Consider the following 18,115-nt stretch of genomic DNA (forward strand, 5'->3'; position numbering starts at 1 on the left):
ATCACTCTGTCGAGATGGCGAGCGGTTCGACCACGGGCGAGGAGGCTGCCGACGCGTTCTGCGTCACCGTTTGCGCCTGTGATTGGGTCTGGGTCTGCGGCTGTGCCTGGGACTGCGTCACCGGGGCCGCAGCCGTCTGGGTTGCGCCGCGTGCGTTGCGGAAGGGGCGTGGATCCCATGTGCAGGCATAGCCATCGCCATCCGGATCCAGTCCGCGGCGGTCCCGTTCGGGGCCACCTGAGGACAGGAATTCCGCCTGTGCCAGATCCGGCGAGGCGAATTTGCGGCAGGCTGCGGCGGCACGCTGGGCGCGCAGGCCAGAGCGGCGATAAAGCTGCGTGCCCACGGGATTGTCGGTGCGCAGCGCGTATTCGACGATATTGGGCTGGTTGGAGCCCGGACGCGTTGGCAGTTCGGTCGGGTCGATCACCGTGTATTGCGCCCGGTTGCTGGCGATAAGCTCTGCGTCGGACGCGATGCTGCGCTGCGCCGAGACGGCCTCGAAGTCCTGCTCGTTGGAGATACCCACTTCGTTGACAATGACCGGCGGCGGGTTGGAGGGGCTTGCCTCGATCGGGGCGACGCCCGAATTGGCCGCAGCGGCTTGTGCGGCGGCGGTGTTTTCCTGCTGCGCCGAAGCGGCATCGCCAGAAACGGCAGCGGTGACAGAGCTGGGCAAAGGCTGCAACGCCGGATCGCCGCCCGTCGTCGCCAGCGGCGTTTCGGCCACTGGTGTCGGCGCGGACACGACAGGCGCCGAAAGCGCGCTATCCCGCGACGTTTGCGCCGCTGGCGAGTAGACCACATCATCGGGGATTGTGGATTGGCATGCCGCCAGCCCTGCCAGCGCCACGCCCGAAAGCAAAAACCGCACCATATCTGCCTACCTCGGCGTTTTTATCGTTGGAGCCTATTTACCACCATTTACTGGGCTTGGCTACAAACCCGGCGCGATCTTCCAACGCATAGGCAAGGTTCAGCAAATCGCTTTCCTCCCACGGGCGGCCGATCAATTGCAGCCCCAGTGGCAGGCCATTCGCATCCAGCCCCGCGGGCACCGAGATCCCGGGCAGCCCGGCCAGGTTGACCGTGACGGTGAAGACGTCGTTCAGATACATCTGTACCGGGTCGGCATCGGCCATCTCACCCAGCCCGAAAGCTGCAGAGGGGGTCGCCGGGGTCAAAATCCCGTCGATGCCCTGAGCGAAGACATCCTCGAAGTCTTTCTTGATCAGCGTCCGCACCTTGCGCGCGCGGTTGTAGTAGGCGTCGTAGAACCCGGCCGACAGCACATAGGTGCCGACCATCACGCGGCGCTGGACTTCGTCGCCGAAGCCTTCGGCGCGGGTCTTTTCGTACATCTCGGTGATGCCGTCGCCCTGATCCAGCTTGGCGCGGTGGCCAAAGCGCACACCGTCATAGCGCGCAAGGTTGGAGGAGGCTTCCGCCGGCGCAATCACGTAATAGGTCGGCAGCGCGTATTTCGTGTGCGGCAGAGAGATATCGACAAGCTCTGCGCCCGCGTCCTGCATCATCTCGCGCCCCTTGGCCCAGAGATCTTCGATCTCTTGCGGCATCCCGTCCATCCGGTATTCGCGTGGAATCCCGATCTTTTTGCCCTTGATGTCACCGGTCAGCGCGGCTTCGAAATCCGGCACGGCCAAATCCACGGAGGTGCTGTCCTTGGGGTCGTGGCCGCACATCGCTTCGAGCATGATCGCCGCGTCGCGCACCGATTTGGTCATCGGCCCGGCCTGATCCAGGGACGAGGCAAAGGCGATGATGCCCCAGCGCGAGCAGCGCCCATAGGTCGGCTTGATCCCGGTAATGCCGGTCAGCGCGGCGGGCTGGCGGATCGAACCGCCGGTATCGGTCCCGGTCGCGGCAAGGCACAGGTCGGCCGCCACGGCAGCGGCGGACCCACCAGAAGAGCCACCCGGCGTCAGCTTGCGGTCATCGATCTTCCACGGGTTCACCGCGTCTCCATAGACGGAGGTTTCGTTCGACGAGCCCATGGCGAATTCGTCCATGTTCAGCTTGCCCAGCATCACCGCACCCGCATCGAACAGGTTCTGCGTGACCGTCGATTCGTATTGCGGCTTGAACCCTTCGAGAATGCGCGAGGCCGCCTGAGAGGCAACGCCCTTGGTGCAGAACAGGTCCTTGATGCCCAGCGGCAGGCCGTTCAGCGACGGCGCGTCGGCAGACATGCGCGCATCGGCGGCCTTGGCCTGCTCCAGCGCCAGATCGGGGGTGTTGTGCACAAAGGCGTTCAGCGCGCCCGCGCCGTCGATTTCCGACAGGCAGGCTTCGGTCAGGGCCACGCTTGTGGTTTCCCCCTTGCGCAGCGCGTCGCGGGCTTCGGCCAGCCCCAGCTTGTTCAAATCGCTCATCACTCAACCACCTTGGGAACTGCAAAGAAGCCTTCGCGGGCATCGGGCGCATTGGCGAGAACGGCGGATTGCTGATTGCCATCCGTCACCACATCCTCGCGGCGCTTGAGACGCTGCGGCGTGACCGACGTCATCGGCTCGACATTGTCGACATCCACTTCACCCAATTGTTCGATGAAGCCCAGAATCGTGTTGAATTCCTCGGCCAGCGCGGGAAGTCGGTCTTCCTCAACGCGGATACGGGCAAGCTTGGCCACCTTCGCGGCGGTCGCTGTATCGATGGACATGGATAGCACCTGTTTTCTTCGGGTCGCCTGCACATATCGCCCTGCCCCCGGCTTGCCAAGTCTTGCTGCGCGAAAGCGCGCGGGCGGGGGCGCAATTAAGCGCCGGAACCACCGGCTTGGCCCCTGCCCTGCACATTATCCATGCCGAAACCCATGCCGGGCCGGGCCGGGTTCAGGTGCCGGCGCGCCGGCACCTGATGGCGGCGATAGGTTTCGATCATCCATCCCAGCATGACCGCATTCAGCACGTGCCACAGGAAATGCGTGCCAATCGGCACGTGATCGCACAGCGCCTCGTCCACCGATCGCAACGAGATCGACACGCAAAGGATCAGCCCGCCGATCACAAGGCCCCGCGCCGTCTGCGGCACGCGCTTGCGCAGCAAAGCGCCATAGACAAACAGCAAAATCGGCACCGTCCAGTAGAAATCGGACACCCGCAAAAAGGGGATACGGTCCAGCACCGGCACCAGCAGCGCGGCATAGGGAAAGAACAGCGCCGTCGCCAGAAGCGCCTGCCAGCCTTTCATGCCGACGACATCGCGGTTCACAAGGAACAGGTACAGCAGGATGAACACGCCAATCGGCACCACATCCGCAAGCGCGGCCCATTGTGTCGCATAGCTGTGGAACAGGAATGACCCGATGCCGATCGTGAACAGGATCACGCATAGCACCCGCGCCATCGTCACCCCTGCGCAGCGTTGCCACATCCACGCCGCCGCCACCACGAAGCCCGCATTTGTGATCGCGTTCACAGGCTCCGACCAGAAAGAGAAATCGATCCGCTCGCAATACCCGTCGATCTGCCTGTTCCAATCCATCGCGCGCTTTTCCTCTTTGGCCCTGCGGCGGGCTTACCCTCTCCCCAAGGGCGAAACATCCGTTACATTGGGTCATATCATCTAGGGAGATTTATCGCATGAACATCATCTGGCTGGGGCACGGGTCGTTCCGAATCGAGATTGGCGGGCAGGTTCTACTGGTTGACCCGTGGCTGACCGGCAATCCCGTCCTGCCCGAAGACCAGCACGAGGCCGCAACGGCGGGGGCGACGCATCTGTTGCTGACCCATTGCCATTTCGACCATGTCGCCGACCTGATCCCGCTCTGCCGGGCGCTGAAAATCCCGGCGGTCGGGCAATATGACGTGATGAGCCACTGGGCCGCGCAGGACGGGATAGAGACCGTCGGGTTCAACAAGGGCGGCACGGTGGATTTGAACGGGGTGCGGGTGGCGATGGTGCCGGCCTCTCATTCGTCCACCTTCGGCAGCGATGACGGGCCGAAAGCCGCCGGGTCCGAGGTGGGCTACATGATCATGGGCGAAGGTCACACGATCTATGTTTCCGGCGATACGGCAATCATGGCCGATATGGATTGGATGGGGGATTACTACAAACCCGATATCGGCATCCTGTCCGCAGGCGGGCACTTCACGATGGACATGAAGCAGGCGGCCTATGCGTCGAAACGCTATTTCGACTTCAAGACCGTGATCCCGTGCCACTACAAGACCTTTCCGATCCTTGAACAGGACGCGAAGGCGCTGCGGGATGGCCTTCCCGGCGTGGACGTGATCGAGCCCGAGGTGATGGTGCCCATCGCGCTTTGATCGCCGGGTTAACAAGGTATTACGGCACCGTGCGGTCCCTGCGTGCGGTGCTGTAACAATTCACAAACGAAGATTAACGCGCCGAGTCAAATACGCGCCACAAGCCACTGAAATAGCTGTACTTTTAGTCTATCTTCGCTGCGCGAAAAAGGCCTTGAGCAGCGCTTCGGCCTCTTGTCCGGCGATGCCGTCATAGACCTCTGGCACGTGATGGGCCTGCGCGTGCGAAAAGACGCGCGCACCATGCGCAACGCCGCCGGATTTCGGATCGCTCGCCCCGTAATAGACGCGGGCGATGCGGGCGGCGGCGATGGCCCCGGCGCACATGGCGCAAGGCTCCAGCGTCACGTAAAGATCATGGCCGGGCAGACGTTCGGACCCGGCAGCGGCGCAGCCCGCGCGGATCGCCAGCATTTCCGCATGGGCGGAGGGGTCGTTCAACTCGCGCGTCCTGTTCCCCGCCCGCGCGACCACCTGCCCGTCCGGCGCGACGAGGACCGCGCCCACCGGCACCTCGCCCCGATCGGCGGCAGCGCGCGCTTCGTCCAGCGCAAGCGACATGTAAGAACGGAACTCCATCCCCCCAGATGCGCCGAATCCTCCCCCTTCCGCAAGCGCGGCAAACCGGGTAAGCGAAGCCATGACCAAGGAAACTCCGGAAGGCGACCGCATCGCCAAGGTTTTGTCGCGGGCCGGGATCGCCTCGCGCCGGGAAGCCGAACGCATGATCGAAGCCGGGCGTGTGACCGTCAACGGCAAGGTCATCACGCGCGCCGCGCTGAACGTGACGGACAAGGATACAATCACCGTCGACGGGAAGCTGGTGGGCGAACCGGACCCGCCGCGCCTGTGGCTGTATCACAAGCCCGCCGGGCTGGTGACGACCACGAAGGACGAACAGGGGCGGCCCACGATCTTTGACGACCTGCCGGAGGATTTGCCTCGGGTGATGACTGTCGGACGGCTCGATCTCAATTCCGAAGGCCTGCTGCTGCTGACCAATGATGGCGGCATCAAACGGCAATTGGAACTGCCGCAAACCGGGTGGCTGCGGCGCTACCGGGTGCGTATCCACGGGCGGCCCACGGATGACACCTTTGCCCCGCTGCGCGATGGGATCACGGTGGACGGGCAGAGATTCCTGCCCATGCAGATCACGCTGGATCGCCAGCAAGGGGCGAATGCGTGGGTCACGGTGGGCCTGCGCGAAGGCAAGAACCGCGAGATTCGCCGCGCCATGGACGATATCGGCCTGTCGGTGAACCGGCTGATCCGCGTCTCTTACGGCCCATTCCAGCTGGGACAGCTCAAGCAGGGCGAGGTCGAAGAGATCCGCCGCCGCGTGCTGCGCGACCAGTTGGGACTGGAGGCGCAAGAGCCCGGCCCCGCCCCGGCCCGCCGCCAGGTCAGCCGCCGCCCGCGTGGCCGAAAGGGCGCGCCCGGCAGCCGCGGATGATGCGAGATATGGCAATTTCCCCTTGTACCCCAACCCACCGTCACACATTTCCATTAGGCCCGCGCTTGGCAGAGCGCTGCGCTGCGGCTAGACTTCGTTCCGGGGGGCCTGAATGAAAACGACCCAAGTCCAGAAGATCGCCTATGTGGCGTTGATCGTGCTGATGTTCGGCACCTGCACCGGCTGGCTGGGAGGCTTGTGACCTCATGAACAAACGCTATGGCGGCAAATACAGCCCGGATGGCAGCTTTGACCAAGGCGCCGACGGCAAAGAGGCAGCACAGACGCCGATTGCCCCGCGGATCGAGGTCAACCCGGTCGGCGCGCGCGCCAACGTGCTGTTCATCCCGGCGATTCCGCTGGTGTTCACTACGTTGAACAATGGCGCTGTGGGGATGGCTCTGGGCCTTGTGGGCGCGGGTCTGCTGACGCTGGCGGCGTTTTTGCTGCGTGGTGGCCTGGAAGCGGCGGCCGAGTATGAGGCCCGCCGGGTCGCGCGCCGCCCCGCCTTTCCGCGCAAGATGGCGGCATCGCTGCTGACCGGATTGGGGGTTTGCGCGGCGACGCTGGCGCATGGTCATCCGCTTCTTGGGGCGTTGATCTTTGGCGCTGCGGCAGGCGCGCTGCACGTGGCGGCCTTTGGCATCGACCCGCTGCGCAACAAGGGAATGGAGGGCATCGATACCTTCCAGCAAGACCGCGTCGCCCGTGTTGTGGACGAGGCGGAAAAGCACCTCAATGCCATGGAAGACGCACTACGCCGCGCAGGCGACCGCCGGGCCGAGGCCGCAGCCGAACAATTCCGCGCCACGGTCCGCGATCTGGTGCGCACGGTCGAAGAAGACCCGCGCGACCTGACGGCGGCGCGCAAGTATCTGGGCGTGTACCTGATTGGCGCGCGCGACGCTGCCGTGAAGTTCGCCGACCTGAACGCCCGCGCGCAAAACCCTGAAGCACAACAGAAATTCATCGCTTTGCTGAGCGATTTGCAGAACAACTTTGCCGCCAAGACCCGCGCGCTGATGGCCGATAGCCAGACCGATCTGGACATCGAAATCAGCGTCCTGCGGGACCGGTTGGCGCGCGAAGGCGTAAGACTAGACACCTAAAAAGTGACCTGAACGAGGAAGAACCAATGTCCGACAACGTGCGCCAAAAAGCCGAGGCCGCCCTGGCCGAGGTGGAGGAAGTCACCGCAATGATCCTGCCGGAACCCGGTGCAGCAGCGGATATCGTTCCGCTTGAGCAGGCCGATCCGGCCCTCACCGCCGAGATCAACGCACGCATGGACGAAATAGACATGGAGGATACCAACTCCATCGTGTCCTTCGGCTCTGCCGCGCAGGCCGAATTGCAGGAAATCAGCCAATCGATGCTGTCGGGCGTGCGCAACAAGGATGTTGGCCCCGCCGGCGACAGCCTGCGCAATATCGTCACCACGATCCGCGGCTTCTCCGTGTCGGAACTGGATGTGCGCCGGGACCGGACATGGTGGGAAAAGCTTCTGGGCCGCGCCGCGCCTTTCGCCAAGTTCACCGCCCGCTTCGAAGAAGTGCAGGGCCAGATCGACCGCATCACCGACGATTTGCTGGGCCACGAACATGTGCTGCTGAAAGATATCAAATCGCTCGACCTGCTTTATGACAAGACGCTGCAATTCTACGATGAGCTGGCGCTTTATATCGCGGCGGGGGAAGCCAAGCTGGGCGTGCTGGACGGCACGGACATCCCCGCCAAGGAGGCCGCCGTTCAGGCCGCGCCCGAGGCCGATCAGGTGATGGCGGCGCAGGAATTGCGCGACCTGCGCGCGGCCCGCGACGATCTGGAGCGCCGCGTTCACGACCTGAAACTGACGCGGCAGGTGACGATGCAATCGCTGCCCTCCATCCGGCTGGTGCAGGAAAACGACAAATCGCTGGTCACGAAAATCAACTCGACGCTCGTCAACACCGTGCCGCTTTGGGAAACCCAACTGGCGCAGGCTGTCACCATCCAGCGCTCGGCGGAAGCTGCGGCGGCGGTGCGCGACGCCAATGACCTGACCAACGAATTGCTGACTGCGAATGCCAAGAACCTGCGCGACAGCAACAAGATGATCCGTCAGGAAATGGAACGCGGCGTCTTTGATATCGAAGCGGTGAAGAAGGCCAATGCGGATCTGATCGGCACGATCGAGGAAAGCCTGCAAATCGCGGACGAAGGCAAACGCAAGCGGGCCGAAGCCGAAACCGAACTCAAGAAGATGGAAGCGGAACTGCGCGATACGCTGGCCTCTGCCAAGTCGCGCCGCGACGGCGTTGGCGACAATGCCGGAACGGCGGTGCCCGCTTGAACGGCGGCGCGGCATGACGGCGCGGCGGCGCATCGCGGCGCGCGCGCTGGCCGGGCTGGCCCTGGTTGGCCTGACCGCGTGCGATCTGATGGCACCGGTTGAACCGGTGCTGACGCCGCGCGCGCGTCCGCCGCAAGTCACCGCGCCGGAAAGCCAGGAAACGCCCGAGCCCTCAGCCAACAGCGAGGCGCTGCGCGCCTACTACGCCCAGGTTCTGCGCGACGGTCAGACGCGCGGGCTGCTCCGCACCGATGGCGGCGGGCCGGACACGCCCTATACGGTCGACATGCTGGTGCGCAATTTCGAACAAATCTCGTTCTTCAGCGAATATGAGCGCGGCGAACAACCGCTTCGGCGGTGGGATGGTCCGGTACGGCTGCAGGCGCGCTTTGGGGCGTCGGCCTCGCCCGCGCTGCGCACCCGCGATACCAACGCGCTGATTGGCTACGCGAACCGGCTGGCACGGGTCACGGGCCACCCTATCTCCGTCTCTGCCGACCAGCCCAATTTCCTTGTATTCTTCGTCAGCGAGGACGAGCGCGCGGGCGCGATCGAGGAAATGCGCCGTATCGAGCCGCGGCTTGACGGGCGCACGCTGGCCTCCATCACCAACCTGCCGCGATCGACCTATTGCCTGGTGGTGGCGATGACCGATGCGGGCGATGCCGCCCGGTATCGCCGGGCCTTTGCGATCATTCGGACGGAACAGCCCGACCTGATGCGGCTCTCCTGTATCCACGAGGAAGTCGCGCAAGGCTTGGGGCTGGCCAACGATTCCCCCTATGCGCGCCCGTCGATCTTCAATGATGATGACGAATTCGCACTGCTGACCAGCCATGATGAAAAGCTGCTAAAGCTGCATTACGACCCGCGCCTGACCACCGGCATGGGCGCAGAGCAAGCGCTGCCCATCGCGCGCAACATTGCCGCCGATCTGATGGCACCGGGATCGTAACCTTCGCGATCCGGGGGCCCGGTCACTCCGGCCTCACCTTGGCTGACGGCTTCGTGTCCGCGCATTGCACCGCCCCGGCGCGCCCATATTTCCGCTGCGTAACATATGCCATCGCAAAGGAACTGCCGTGCCCGCTTCGCCCCCTCTCAATTCTATCGTGCTGGCAGGTCTTGCCGGCGAACTCGCCTTCGAAGCCTATGCGTGGCTACTGTCCCCGGTCCTGTTCGGCGTCACGTTGGAGCCCGCCCGGCTGGTGACTGCGCTGACGCAGATGGGAACCGGCATTGCCCTGCCCTATGGCGCGGCCTTTGCGCTGCATTTTGCCATCGGCGCGCTGGTGTTTCCGGCCATTGTCTGGATGACCCACGCCCGCACCGGGCTGAAATTGCCGCTGGCGGGCGCGGTGGCCGGGCTGGGCCTTTGGTTCGTGGCCCAAGGCCTGCTGGCCCCGGTGGTGGGGCGCAGCTTCATGATGGGATTCGGTGCCTATACGCAATCGTCCTTCATCGGCCATGTCGGCATGGCGGCCCTGATGGGCGGGCTGATGGTCTGGTTCATGGCGCGCTTTGCGCCGCCGCGCAAAAATGAGGTGCCACTGGGCTGATTTCCCCGGCAAAAACCCGTCGCGCTTCGTCGCCCACCCGTCTATAAGGTTCGCAGATTTTCAGACGGGTGGGACAATGGGCATCTTCGACTTTCTTTCCGGCGAATTCATCGACGTCATTCACTGGGTGGATGATACGCGCGATACGATGGTCTGGCGCTTTGAACGCGAAGGGCACGAGATCAAGTACGGCGCAAAGCTGACCGTGCGCGAAGGGCAAGCCGCCGTCTTTGTCCATGAAGGCCAATTGGCGGATGTGTTCACCCCCGGTCTTTACATGCTTGAGACCAACAACATGCCGATCCTGACCACGCTTCAGCATTGGGATCACGGCTTTCGCAGCCCGTTCAAGTCCGAGATTTACTTCGTCAACACGACCCGGTTCAACGACCTGAAATGGGGCACGAAGAACCCGATCATCTGCCGCGACCCGGAATTCGGCCCGGTGCGTCTGCGCGCCTTTGGCACCTATTCGGTAAAAGTCGCCGACCCCGCACGTTTTCTGGTCGAAATCGTCGGCACCGATGGCGAATTCACCATGGACGAGATCAGCTTTCAGATCCGCAACGTGATCGTGCAGGAATTCTCCCGCACCATTGCGCGGGCGGGCATTCCGGTGATGGACATGGCCGCCAACACCCGTGAATTGGGGCAGCTTGTGGCCAAGGAAATCGGGCCGCGGATCGCGGAATATGGTCTGGCCCTGCCAGAGCTTTATATCGAAAACATCTCGCTCCCGCCTGCGGTCGAAGCGGTTCTGGACAAGCGGTCGTCGATGGGCGTGATCGGAAACCTGGGCGAATACATGCAGTTCCAGGCGGCCGAAGCCTTAGGCCGCGATGGGGCCGGCGCCGGGGCCATTCAGGCCGGCATGGGCGCGGCCATGGGGATGCAGATCGCGCATCAGGCCGCCGGTCCATGGGGCACGCGCCCCGCGCAAGTCGAAGCGGCCCCCGCGCCCGCCGCGCTGGCACCGCCTCCGCCGCCCGTCGAACATGTCTGGCATATCGCTGAGGCCGGGCAAACCAAGGGTCCGTTCTCCAAGGCGCGGATGGGCCAGATGGTCGCCGATGGCGCGCTGACGCGGGAAACCTATGTCTGGACCCCCGGACAGGACGGCTGGTTGCGGGCCGAGGACGTGACCGAACTGGCGCAGCTTTTCACCATTCTGCCGCCCCCGCCGCCGGGGGCTTGATCGCCTTTGCACCGCTGAACAGGCAAGCTGGATCATGATGGATCTGACGGACGTCGCCCCGCTGGAAGAGCACCGATTCCCCTGTGACACATGCGGGGCCGATCTGCGCTATGATCCCGGCGAGGGCCAGCTGATCTGCGACCATTGCGGTAACACCGTGCGCCTGCACGAACGCGCCCAAACGCGGCACGCGCTGCGCGAGCTTGATCTGCGCGCGGCGCTGAACGACCGCCTGCCGCAGGCAGATATGGAAGAAACCCGCGTGTCCGTCTGCCCCAATTGCGCGGCGCAGGTGGAGTTCGACCCGGACGTACATGCCGCCGAATGCCCCTTTTGTGCGACGCCCGTGGTCACGGATACCGGTATCCACCGCCATATCAAACCGCGCGGTCTTCTGCCCTTCGCGCTGGATGAAAAACAGGCGCGCGCGGCAATGAACGATTGGCTTGGATCGCTTTGGTTCGCCCCGAACGGGTTGCAGGACTATGCGCGCAAGGGCCGGAAGATGCAGGGGATCTACGTCCCCTACTGGACCTTCGATGCGCAGACCCAATCGCGATATTCCGGCCAGCGCGGCACGGTGTATTACGAAACGCGGATGGTGCAGCGCGACGGCAGGCGGGTGCAGCAACGGGTTCAGAAGGTTCGCTGGACCAATGTGCGCGGTCGGATTGCGCGGTTTTTCGACGATGTGGTTGTACTGGCCTCTCGGTCTTTGCCCAAACGTTATACCGACGCGCTGGAGCCGTGGGATCTGACCGCGCTGGAGCCGTACGCGCCAGAGTACCTCGCCGGGTTTCGTGCCGAGGGCTATACGGTCGAGCTGGGCGAAGGCTTTGCCGAAGCGCGCGCCATCATGGACCGGGTGATCGTGCGCGACGTCAAGTTCGATATCGGCGGGGACCGGCAGCGCATCCATGATATCGACACCGATCTGAGCGATATGACGTTCAAGCATGTGCTTTTGCCGGTCTGGCTGGCGGCCTATAAATATCGCGGCACCACCTACCGTTTCGTGGTGAATGGGCAATCGGGCCGTGTGCAGGGCGAGCGCCCTTGGTCGGCCTGGAAGATCACCTTCGCCGTGTTGGCCATCGCGGTGCTGGCTGCGGTTTTCGGATATCTCTACGCCCAAAACGCTTGATGCGGATGGCTCTTCGCGCGGGTGGTCCGCCGTGGATTGAGTATTTGTGGAACAATGAAGAGGATTGGCGCGCCCTTGGCCAGCGGCAGCCAGTTTGGGTCGGCGGGGGGGCGCCTTTGTCCGGAACGGGCAAATAGTGCCAACCGGCAACCGGGCCATTTGCGCGTGTTTTTTCCGCTGGACGCGCCGCTGCGCCTTGATAGGGTCACGGCATGACCAGCCCTTCTGATGCCCTGCATTCACTTGCCACGGAACGATTTTCCTGCCGCGCCTATTTGACCGATCCGGTGGGCGAGGATGTGATTACGCAGATTGTGGATACTGCCCGGCATGTGCCCAGCTGGTGCAATGCGCAGCCTTGGCAGCTTGAGATCACCCGCGGCGACGAGACGGACCTGTTCCGCGACGCGCTTTACACTTATGCGACGGCGGGTGCGGCCCCTGCCCCGGACCTGACGTGGCCGGATGGGTATCCCGGTATTTACGGTGCGCGGCGGCGGGAATGTGGCTGGCAGCTTTACGAGGCTGTCGGGATCGAGAAAGGGGACCGTGCTGGATCGGCCCGGCAGATGATGGAGAACTTCCGCCTGTTCGGTGCGCCGCATGTTGCGATCCTGCATTCGCCTGCAGCGCTTGGCCCCTACGGCGCGATGGATTGCGGCGGTTTTGTTACCGCGTTTTGTTTGGCGGCGCAGGCGCGGGGTGTCGCGAGCATTCCGCAGGCGGCTGTGGCGTCCCATGCGCCATTCGTGCGCGATTGGTTTGGCATTGGCGAGGATCGGTTGATCTTGTGCGCGATCTCCTTCGGGTGGCCGGACCTGAACCATCCGGCGAACGGGTTTCGCACCAACCGGGCGGCGCCGGACGCTTTGATCAACTGGAAGGGCTGAGATGCGCGCGCTGTTACAACGGGTAAGCGAGGCCCGTGTCGAGGTGAATGACACGACGGTTGGTGAAATCGGGCACGGGTTGTTGGTTCTCATTTGTGCCATGCCCGGCGACACGCCGGAGATCAGTGCCAAGCTTGCCGCGAAGATTTCGAAGCTGCGCATCTTCAAGGATGAGGCCGGCAAGATGAACAGGTCCCTGCTTGATACGCGGGGCGCGGCGCTGGTGGTGTCGCAGTTCACCCTCGCGGCAGATATGTCGCGCGGAAATCGGCCCGGATTTTCCGGCGCATGTCCACCGCAAGAGGCAGAGCGGCTCTATGAGCAATTCGCGGCGGATTTGGCAGCGCTGGAGGTGCCCGTGGCAACAGGCCGGTTCGGGGCGGATATGCAGGTCAGCCTGGTGAATGACGGGCCGGTGACGCTTTGGCTGGACACGGAGGCGCTGGGGTGAGGCATGGCGGCGAGTTGCTGAGCCTGTGGCAGGCGGGGGTCGCGGCGGTACGCGGCGCGGCTGCCATACGCGCGGCGCTTCCGGATCTGGCGGAGCCACCGACCCGTATGATCGCCGTAGGCAAAGCGGCATGTGATATGGCCGCGCCAGTGCTGGACCAATGGCCCGACCTGCCCGCGCTGCTTGTCACCAAGCACGGGCATGAGACCGCCCTGCCCGGCGCGCCGCGCATCATTGGTGCGGGCCACCCGATCCCGGACGCGGCATCGCTGGACGCGGGCGCAGCCTTGGCGGAGGCCGTTGCCGCCGGTGCGGCGGACGATCATTTGTTGATGTTGGTTTCGGGCGGTGCTTCTGCCGTGGCGGAGTTGCTTCCCGCCGGGATGACGCTGGATGCGTGGCAGGCCGAGACAGAGGCCCTTGTCGCCTCTGGCGCCGATATCCATGCGATCAACCAGCGGCGGCGCGAGGTCAGCCAGATCAAGGGCGGCAAGTTGCTGGCCGGGTTTGGCGGGGCGCGCGTCACGACGCTGGCGATTTCGGATGTCGAGGGGGATGCGCTCAATGTCATCGGGTCCGGCATTGGTGCCGCGCCCGAGGATGCGCCTTTTGTCTTTCGCGCGCAGATCGTCGCCTCCAACGCGATTGCGCGTGCGGCAGCCGAGGCGGCCGCCGGAGGGCAGCGCATCGCCGCGAATGAAGAATGCCTTTACGGCGATGTGACCGAGTTGGCCCCGGCCCTGGCAAAGCGGCTGCGCGGCGGCGCTGCGGGGCTTTATATCTTTGGCGGCGAGCCGACGGTGAAGCTGCCGGACAGCCCCGGCCGCGGCGGGCGCAACCAATTGCTGGCGCTGCTGCTGGCGCGCGAGATCGCGGGACGTTCCGATATCGAAATCCTTGTCGCCGGGACCGACGGCACCGATGGTCCGACGCAGGATGCCGGCGCATGGGTGGATGGCGATACGTGGGAGGCGCGCGCGCTGGACTACATCGGCCGCGCCGATAGCGGGACGTTCCTTGCGGAGCGGAACGCGCTGATCACCACGGGGCCGACCGGGACCAATGTGATGGACTTGATGATCGCCCGGAAAACCTGAAACCCAGCGAAGGACCGCCCCATGACCAGTAACAGCCTGCGCGAGATCGTCGAGACAGCGGATATGGGCATCACGTTGAGCGACGGGACACGCCTGTCGGCGCGTTGCTGGATGCCTGCGGATGCCACCGACGCGCCGGTTCCGGTCATTCTGGAATATTTGCCCTATCGCAAGCGGGATGGCACCTGTGCGCGCGATGCGCTGACCCATCCTTACTTCGCCGCGCGGGGCTATGCCTGTTTGCGCGTGGATATGCGCGGCAATGGCGACAGCGAAGGCCTGATGGAGGACGAATACACGCCGCAGGAACTGGCCGACGCGGTAGAGGTCATCAACTGGGCCGCCGCGCAAGACTGGTGCTGCGGCACGGTGGGCATGATGGGGATCAGTTGGGGCGGATTCAACGGGTTGCAGGTCGCGGCGCTTGCGCCAGAGCCGCTGAAGGCGGTAATCACGCTCTGTTCGACGGTGGATCGGTTTGCCGATGACATCCATTACAAGGGCGGCTGCCTGCTGAACGAAAACCTTGGCTGGGGCGCGACCATGTGGGCCTATTCCAGCCGTGCGCCCGATCCGGCGCTGCGGGAAAACTGGCGCGAGATGTGGCTGGACCGGCTCAAGGCAGAACCGTTCCTGCCCGCCGTGTGGCTGCGGCACCAGACGCGCGACGCCTATTGGAAGCATGGGTCCGTCTGCGAGGACTATCCCGCCATCAAGGCAAAGGTGCTGGCGATTGGCGGCTGGGGCGATGCCTATAAGAACGCGGTGCCGCAGATCGTGCAGAATATTCCCGGTGCCAAGGGCATTCTGGGCCCCTGGGTGCATAAGTACCCGCATTTCGCCGTGCCCGAGCCGCGCATCGGCTTCTTGCAAGAGGCGCTGTGCTGGTGGGATCGCTGGCTCAAGGACGATCCGAACGGGGCGGAGGGCGACCCGGATCAGCGCCTTTATCTGATGGATGGGGTCCGCCCCGCCACGTGGTATACGGAGCGGCCCGGTCGCTGGCTTGCGGATCCGCAGGGGGAAACGCGCACCTGGTTCCTTGGTGCCGATGGTCTGGGCGGCGCGCCTTCGGGATGCGCCCGTGTGGTGGCCTCGCCCCAGGATACGGGGGCAGATGGCGGCGAATATTGCGCGATTTGGCTGGGGCCGGAAATGCCGGGCGATCAGCGCCGCGACGACGCCATGAGCCTGTGCTTCGACAGCCCCGTGCTGGAAGACGATGTAAACATTATCGGCGCGCCCACGGTGCGCCTGAATCTCAGCGTCGATCAGCCACGCGCCCAGATTGCGGTGCGCCTGTGCCATGTGCATCCTGACGGGGCTTCGACCCGGATCACCTATGGCGTTTTGAACCTGAACAGCCAGCTTGGCCGCGATTGCGTGCCGGGTCAGCGCGAGGCGATCACCATCGCCCTTGACCAGATCGCCTATAAGGTGCCGGCGGGGCATCGGCTGCGCATTGCGATCTCTACCGCCTATTGGCCGCTGATCTGGCCCAGCCCCGCGCCGGTGACGGCCACGGTGCATGGCGGCTCGCTCTCGCTGGAGCACACGGATAGCGAAGCGGGCTGGGATTTCCCGCCCCCCGAGGCCGCCGCACCATGGCAGACGGAAACCCTGCGCGAGGAACATCACAGCCGCGTGCGCGAAACCGATATGGTGACGGGCGATGTCCGGCTAATCATCGAGGATGATTTCGGCATGGTGCGCGATCTGGATCACGGGCTGGAAAGCGGCGGCATCGCGCGCGAGACATGGTCGATCCACCCCGATGACCCGCTTTCGGCTCGCGGATCGTGCCATTGGACCGAAGAGATGACGCGCGGCGGGACCGCCCTGCGCAGCGAGGCGCGATGCGACATGCGATGCGACGCGCACCACTTCTATCTGCACGCGCGCATCGAGGCCTACGAGAACGATGTGCTGGTTTTTGAAAAGACTTTCGAGGACAAGATCAAGCGCGCGGCAGTTTGAAGGCGCGCTGCGTCAAGCGGACGGGTTTGTCGGAATTAGCCCTTGCGAGCCGGGGTGAAACGCGCAACTCTTCGCGCCGTAAGCTAGTTAAAAAACCGCCCTCACGAAGCGGGAATAATCAATCGGGAGATATCAATGACCACGAAACTGGATTATTTTGCCATGCGCGCGGCACGCGGACTCATGTCGCGCCGCGAATTCATGGGCCGTGCGGCGGCAATGGGTGTGACTGCAACTGCGGCCGCCACGCTGCTGGGTGATGCGGCGCTGGCCGCTGGCCCGCAGAAGGGTGGCACGCTGCGCATGGGCCTGCAGGGCGGGTCGTCCTCCGACAGCCTCGACCCGGCGCTGGCGACCAACCAGGTTGCACTGATGGCGATCCGCCTTTGGGGTGAGCCGCTGGTCGAACTGGCCGACGATGGCGGGCTTGAGGGCAAGGTCGCCGAAAGCTTCGAAGGCTCTGCCGACGCGGCCACATGGACGTTCAAGATCCGCTCCGGCATCACCTTCTCCAACGGCAAGACCGTGACGGCAGAAGACGCGGCGGCTTCGCTGATGCGCCACTCTGGCGAAGACACCAAATCCGGCGCGCTTGGCATCATGCGCTCGGTCAAGAATGTGCGCGCCGAAGGCGATAGCGTCGTCGTTGAACTGGACGGCCCCAATGCCGACCTGCCCTACCTGATGGCCGACTATCACCTGATCATCCAGCCCAATGGCGGCAATGACGATCCGACAGCCGCCATCGGCACCGGCCCCTACATCATCAAGGATGTCGAGATGGGCGTGCGCCTCGTGGCCGAGAAGAACCCCAACTACTGGGGCGATCTGGGCAATGCGGAAACGATCGAACTGCTGGTCATCAATGACAACACCGCCCGCGTGGCCGCGCTGCAATCGGGTCAGGTGGATATGATCGACCGCGTTCCGCCGAAAACCGCGGGCCTTGTGGCACGTGCGCCGGGCGTCAACGTGCATTCGACAGCCGGTCCGGGCCATTACGTGTTCATCATGCATTGCGACACCGCGCCCTTCGACAACAACGATCTGCGGCTGGCGCTGAAATACGGCATCAACCGTCAGGAAATGGTCGACAAGATCCTGTTCGGCTATGGCTCTGTCGGGAATGACACGCCGATCAACGCGTCCTATCCGTTCTACACCGAGATCGAGCAGCGCGAATACGATCCGGACAAGGCGAAGTTCCACATGCAGAAATCCGGCTATGATGGCCCGGTGCTGCTGCGTACGTCGGACAACTCCTTCCCGGGCGCGCCGGATGCGTCGGCCCTGTTCCAGCAATCCGCCAAGGCGGCAGGCATCAACCTTGAGATCAAGCGCGAGCCGAATGACGGCTATTGGTCCGAGGTCTGGAACAAGCAGCCGTTCTGCACGTCCTATTGGGGCGGTCGTCCGACACAGGACCAGATGTTCACCACCGCGTATCTGTCTTCGGCGGACTGGAACGACACCCGCTTCAAGAACGAGCAGTTCGACCAGCTTCTGATCGCCGCACGGGCCGAGCTTGACGCCGCCAAGCGCACGCAGATGTATGCCGATATGGGCAACATCCTGCACAACGAAGGCGGCCTGATCTGCCCGATGTTCAACGATTTCGTCGACGCGACATCCGATCGTATCGACGGCTATGTCGAGAACACGGCAGGCTACGCGCTGATGAACAGCTACGCCCCGATGCGGATGTGGGTGAAAGCCTGA

The 18,115-nt window shown here is 64.0% G+C and carries 18 protein-coding genes; 13 read left to right on the forward strand and 5 right to left on the reverse strand.

What is annotated here, in order from left to right; genetic code table 11:
• Nucleotide 1 precedes the first annotated feature (1 nt).
• The 4 genes from E4Z66_RS12220 to E4Z66_RS12235 form a co-directional block, all read right to left on the reverse strand.
• On the reverse strand, nucleotides 2-877 hold the full coding sequence (locus E4Z66_RS12220) for a hypothetical protein (RefSeq protein WP_211097152.1): 876 nt from the start codon (nucleotides 875-877) through the stop codon (nucleotides 2-4).
• Nucleotides 878-914: 37 nt separating this feature from the next.
• Nucleotides 915-2,393, reverse strand: a complete 1,479-nt coding sequence (gene gatA / locus E4Z66_RS12225; RefSeq protein ID WP_136463309.1) for an Asp-tRNA(Asn)/Glu-tRNA(Gln) amidotransferase subunit GatA — start codon at nucleotides 2,391-2,393, stop codon at nucleotides 915-917.
• Entirely contained in the window at nucleotides 2,393-2,680 is a 288-nt protein-coding gene (gene gatC, locus E4Z66_RS12230; RefSeq protein WP_136463310.1) for an Asp-tRNA(Asn)/Glu-tRNA(Gln) amidotransferase subunit GatC, read from the reverse strand. The genes gatA and gatC overlap by 1 nt, the downstream gene beginning before the upstream one ends.
• Nucleotides 2,681-2,775: 95 nt before the next feature.
• Nucleotides 2,776-3,504 (reverse strand): ceramidase domain-containing protein, encoded by a 729-nt coding sequence (locus tag E4Z66_RS12235; protein WP_136463311.1) that lies wholly within the window; start codon nucleotides 3,502-3,504, stop codon nucleotides 2,776-2,778.
• A 98-nt stretch (nucleotides 3,505-3,602) separates the two neighbouring features.
• Between E4Z66_RS12235 and E4Z66_RS12240 the strand changes: the two genes are divergently transcribed.
• Nucleotides 3,603-4,295: a metal-dependent hydrolase gene (locus E4Z66_RS12240; protein ID WP_136463312.1), complete on the forward strand. Its 693-nt coding sequence runs from the start codon at nucleotides 3,603-3,605 to the stop codon at nucleotides 4,293-4,295.
• 129 nt (nucleotides 4,296-4,424) lie between these two features.
• Here the strand turns inward: E4Z66_RS12240 and E4Z66_RS12245 are convergent, their stop codons facing one another.
• Nucleotides 4,425-4,874 carry a nucleoside deaminase gene (locus tag E4Z66_RS12245; protein ID WP_136463313.1) on the reverse strand — a complete coding sequence of 150 codons (450 nt, stop codon included), beginning with the start codon at nucleotides 4,872-4,874 and terminating at the stop codon, nucleotides 4,425-4,427.
• Between the two features lie 61 nt (nucleotides 4,875-4,935).
• On the opposite strand from E4Z66_RS12245, the gene E4Z66_RS12250 reads away from it, so the two are divergent.
• The 12 genes from E4Z66_RS12250 to E4Z66_RS12305 all read left to right on the forward strand — a co-directional run bounded on the left by E4Z66_RS12250 (nucleotide 4,936) and on the right by E4Z66_RS12305 (nucleotide 18,115).
• A complete protein-coding gene (locus tag E4Z66_RS12250) occupies nucleotides 4,936-5,751 on the forward strand; it encodes a pseudouridine synthase (protein ID WP_136463314.1) in 816 nt (271 codons plus the stop codon).
• 206 nt (nucleotides 5,752-5,957) lie between these two features.
• Entirely contained in the window at nucleotides 5,958-6,860 is a 903-nt protein-coding gene (locus tag E4Z66_RS12255; RefSeq protein ID WP_136463315.1) for a 5-bromo-4-chloroindolyl phosphate hydrolysis family protein, read from the forward strand.
• Between the two features lie 26 nt (nucleotides 6,861-6,886).
• On the forward strand, nucleotides 6,887-8,083 hold the full coding sequence (locus E4Z66_RS12260) for a toxic anion resistance protein (RefSeq protein ID WP_136463316.1): 1,197 nt from the start codon (nucleotides 6,887-6,889) through the stop codon (nucleotides 8,081-8,083).
• Nucleotides 8,084-8,096: 13 nt separating this feature from the next.
• Nucleotides 8,097-9,038, forward strand: a complete 942-nt coding sequence (locus E4Z66_RS12265; RefSeq protein ID WP_136463317.1) for a DUF2927 domain-containing protein — start codon at nucleotides 8,097-8,099, stop codon at nucleotides 9,036-9,038.
• A 127-nt stretch (nucleotides 9,039-9,165) separates the two neighbouring features.
• Nucleotides 9,166-9,642 carry a hypothetical protein gene (locus E4Z66_RS12270; RefSeq protein WP_136463318.1) on the forward strand — a complete coding sequence of 159 codons (477 nt, stop codon included), beginning with the start codon at nucleotides 9,166-9,168 and terminating at the stop codon, nucleotides 9,640-9,642.
• Nucleotides 9,643-9,718: 76 nt separating this feature from the next.
• On the forward strand, nucleotides 9,719-10,837 hold the full coding sequence (locus tag E4Z66_RS12275) for an SPFH domain-containing protein (RefSeq protein ID WP_136463319.1): 1,119 nt from the start codon (nucleotides 9,719-9,721) through the stop codon (nucleotides 10,835-10,837).
• A 37-nt stretch (nucleotides 10,838-10,874) separates the two neighbouring features.
• Nucleotides 10,875-11,981, forward strand: coding sequence for a TFIIB-type zinc finger domain-containing protein (locus E4Z66_RS12280; RefSeq protein ID WP_211097160.1), 1,107 nt, complete (start codon nucleotides 10,875-10,877; stop codon nucleotides 11,979-11,981).
• A gap of 212 nt (nucleotides 11,982-12,193) precedes the next feature.
• Entirely contained in the window at nucleotides 12,194-12,871 is a 678-nt protein-coding gene (locus E4Z66_RS12285) for a nitroreductase (protein WP_136463320.1), read from the forward strand.
• A gap of 1 nt (nucleotide 12,872) precedes the next feature.
• Nucleotides 12,873-13,322, forward strand: coding sequence for a D-aminoacyl-tRNA deacylase (dtd, locus tag E4Z66_RS12290; RefSeq protein ID WP_136463321.1), 450 nt, complete (start codon nucleotides 12,873-12,875; stop codon nucleotides 13,320-13,322).
• Nucleotides 13,319-14,419 carry a DUF4147 domain-containing protein gene (locus E4Z66_RS12295; protein ID WP_246036007.1) on the forward strand — a complete coding sequence of 367 codons (1,101 nt, stop codon included), beginning with the start codon at nucleotides 13,319-13,321 and terminating at the stop codon, nucleotides 14,417-14,419. Before dtd ends, E4Z66_RS12295 begins: the two co-directional genes overlap by 4 nt.
• Nucleotides 14,420-14,440: 21 nt before the next feature.
• On the forward strand, nucleotides 14,441-16,396 hold the full coding sequence (locus E4Z66_RS12300; RefSeq protein ID WP_136463322.1) for a CocE/NonD family hydrolase: 1,956 nt from the start codon (nucleotides 14,441-14,443) through the stop codon (nucleotides 16,394-16,396).
• A 135-nt stretch (nucleotides 16,397-16,531) separates the two neighbouring features.
• Nucleotides 16,532-18,115 carry an ABC transporter substrate-binding protein gene (locus E4Z66_RS12305; protein ID WP_168797791.1) on the forward strand — a complete coding sequence of 528 codons (1,584 nt, stop codon included), beginning with the start codon at nucleotides 16,532-16,534 and terminating at the stop codon, nucleotides 18,113-18,115.

The organism is Aliishimia ponticola (assembly GCF_004803475.1).
In the GTDB taxonomy this organism is placed as follows: Bacteria; Pseudomonadota; Alphaproteobacteria; order Rhodobacterales; family Rhodobacteraceae; genus Aliishimia; species Aliishimia ponticola.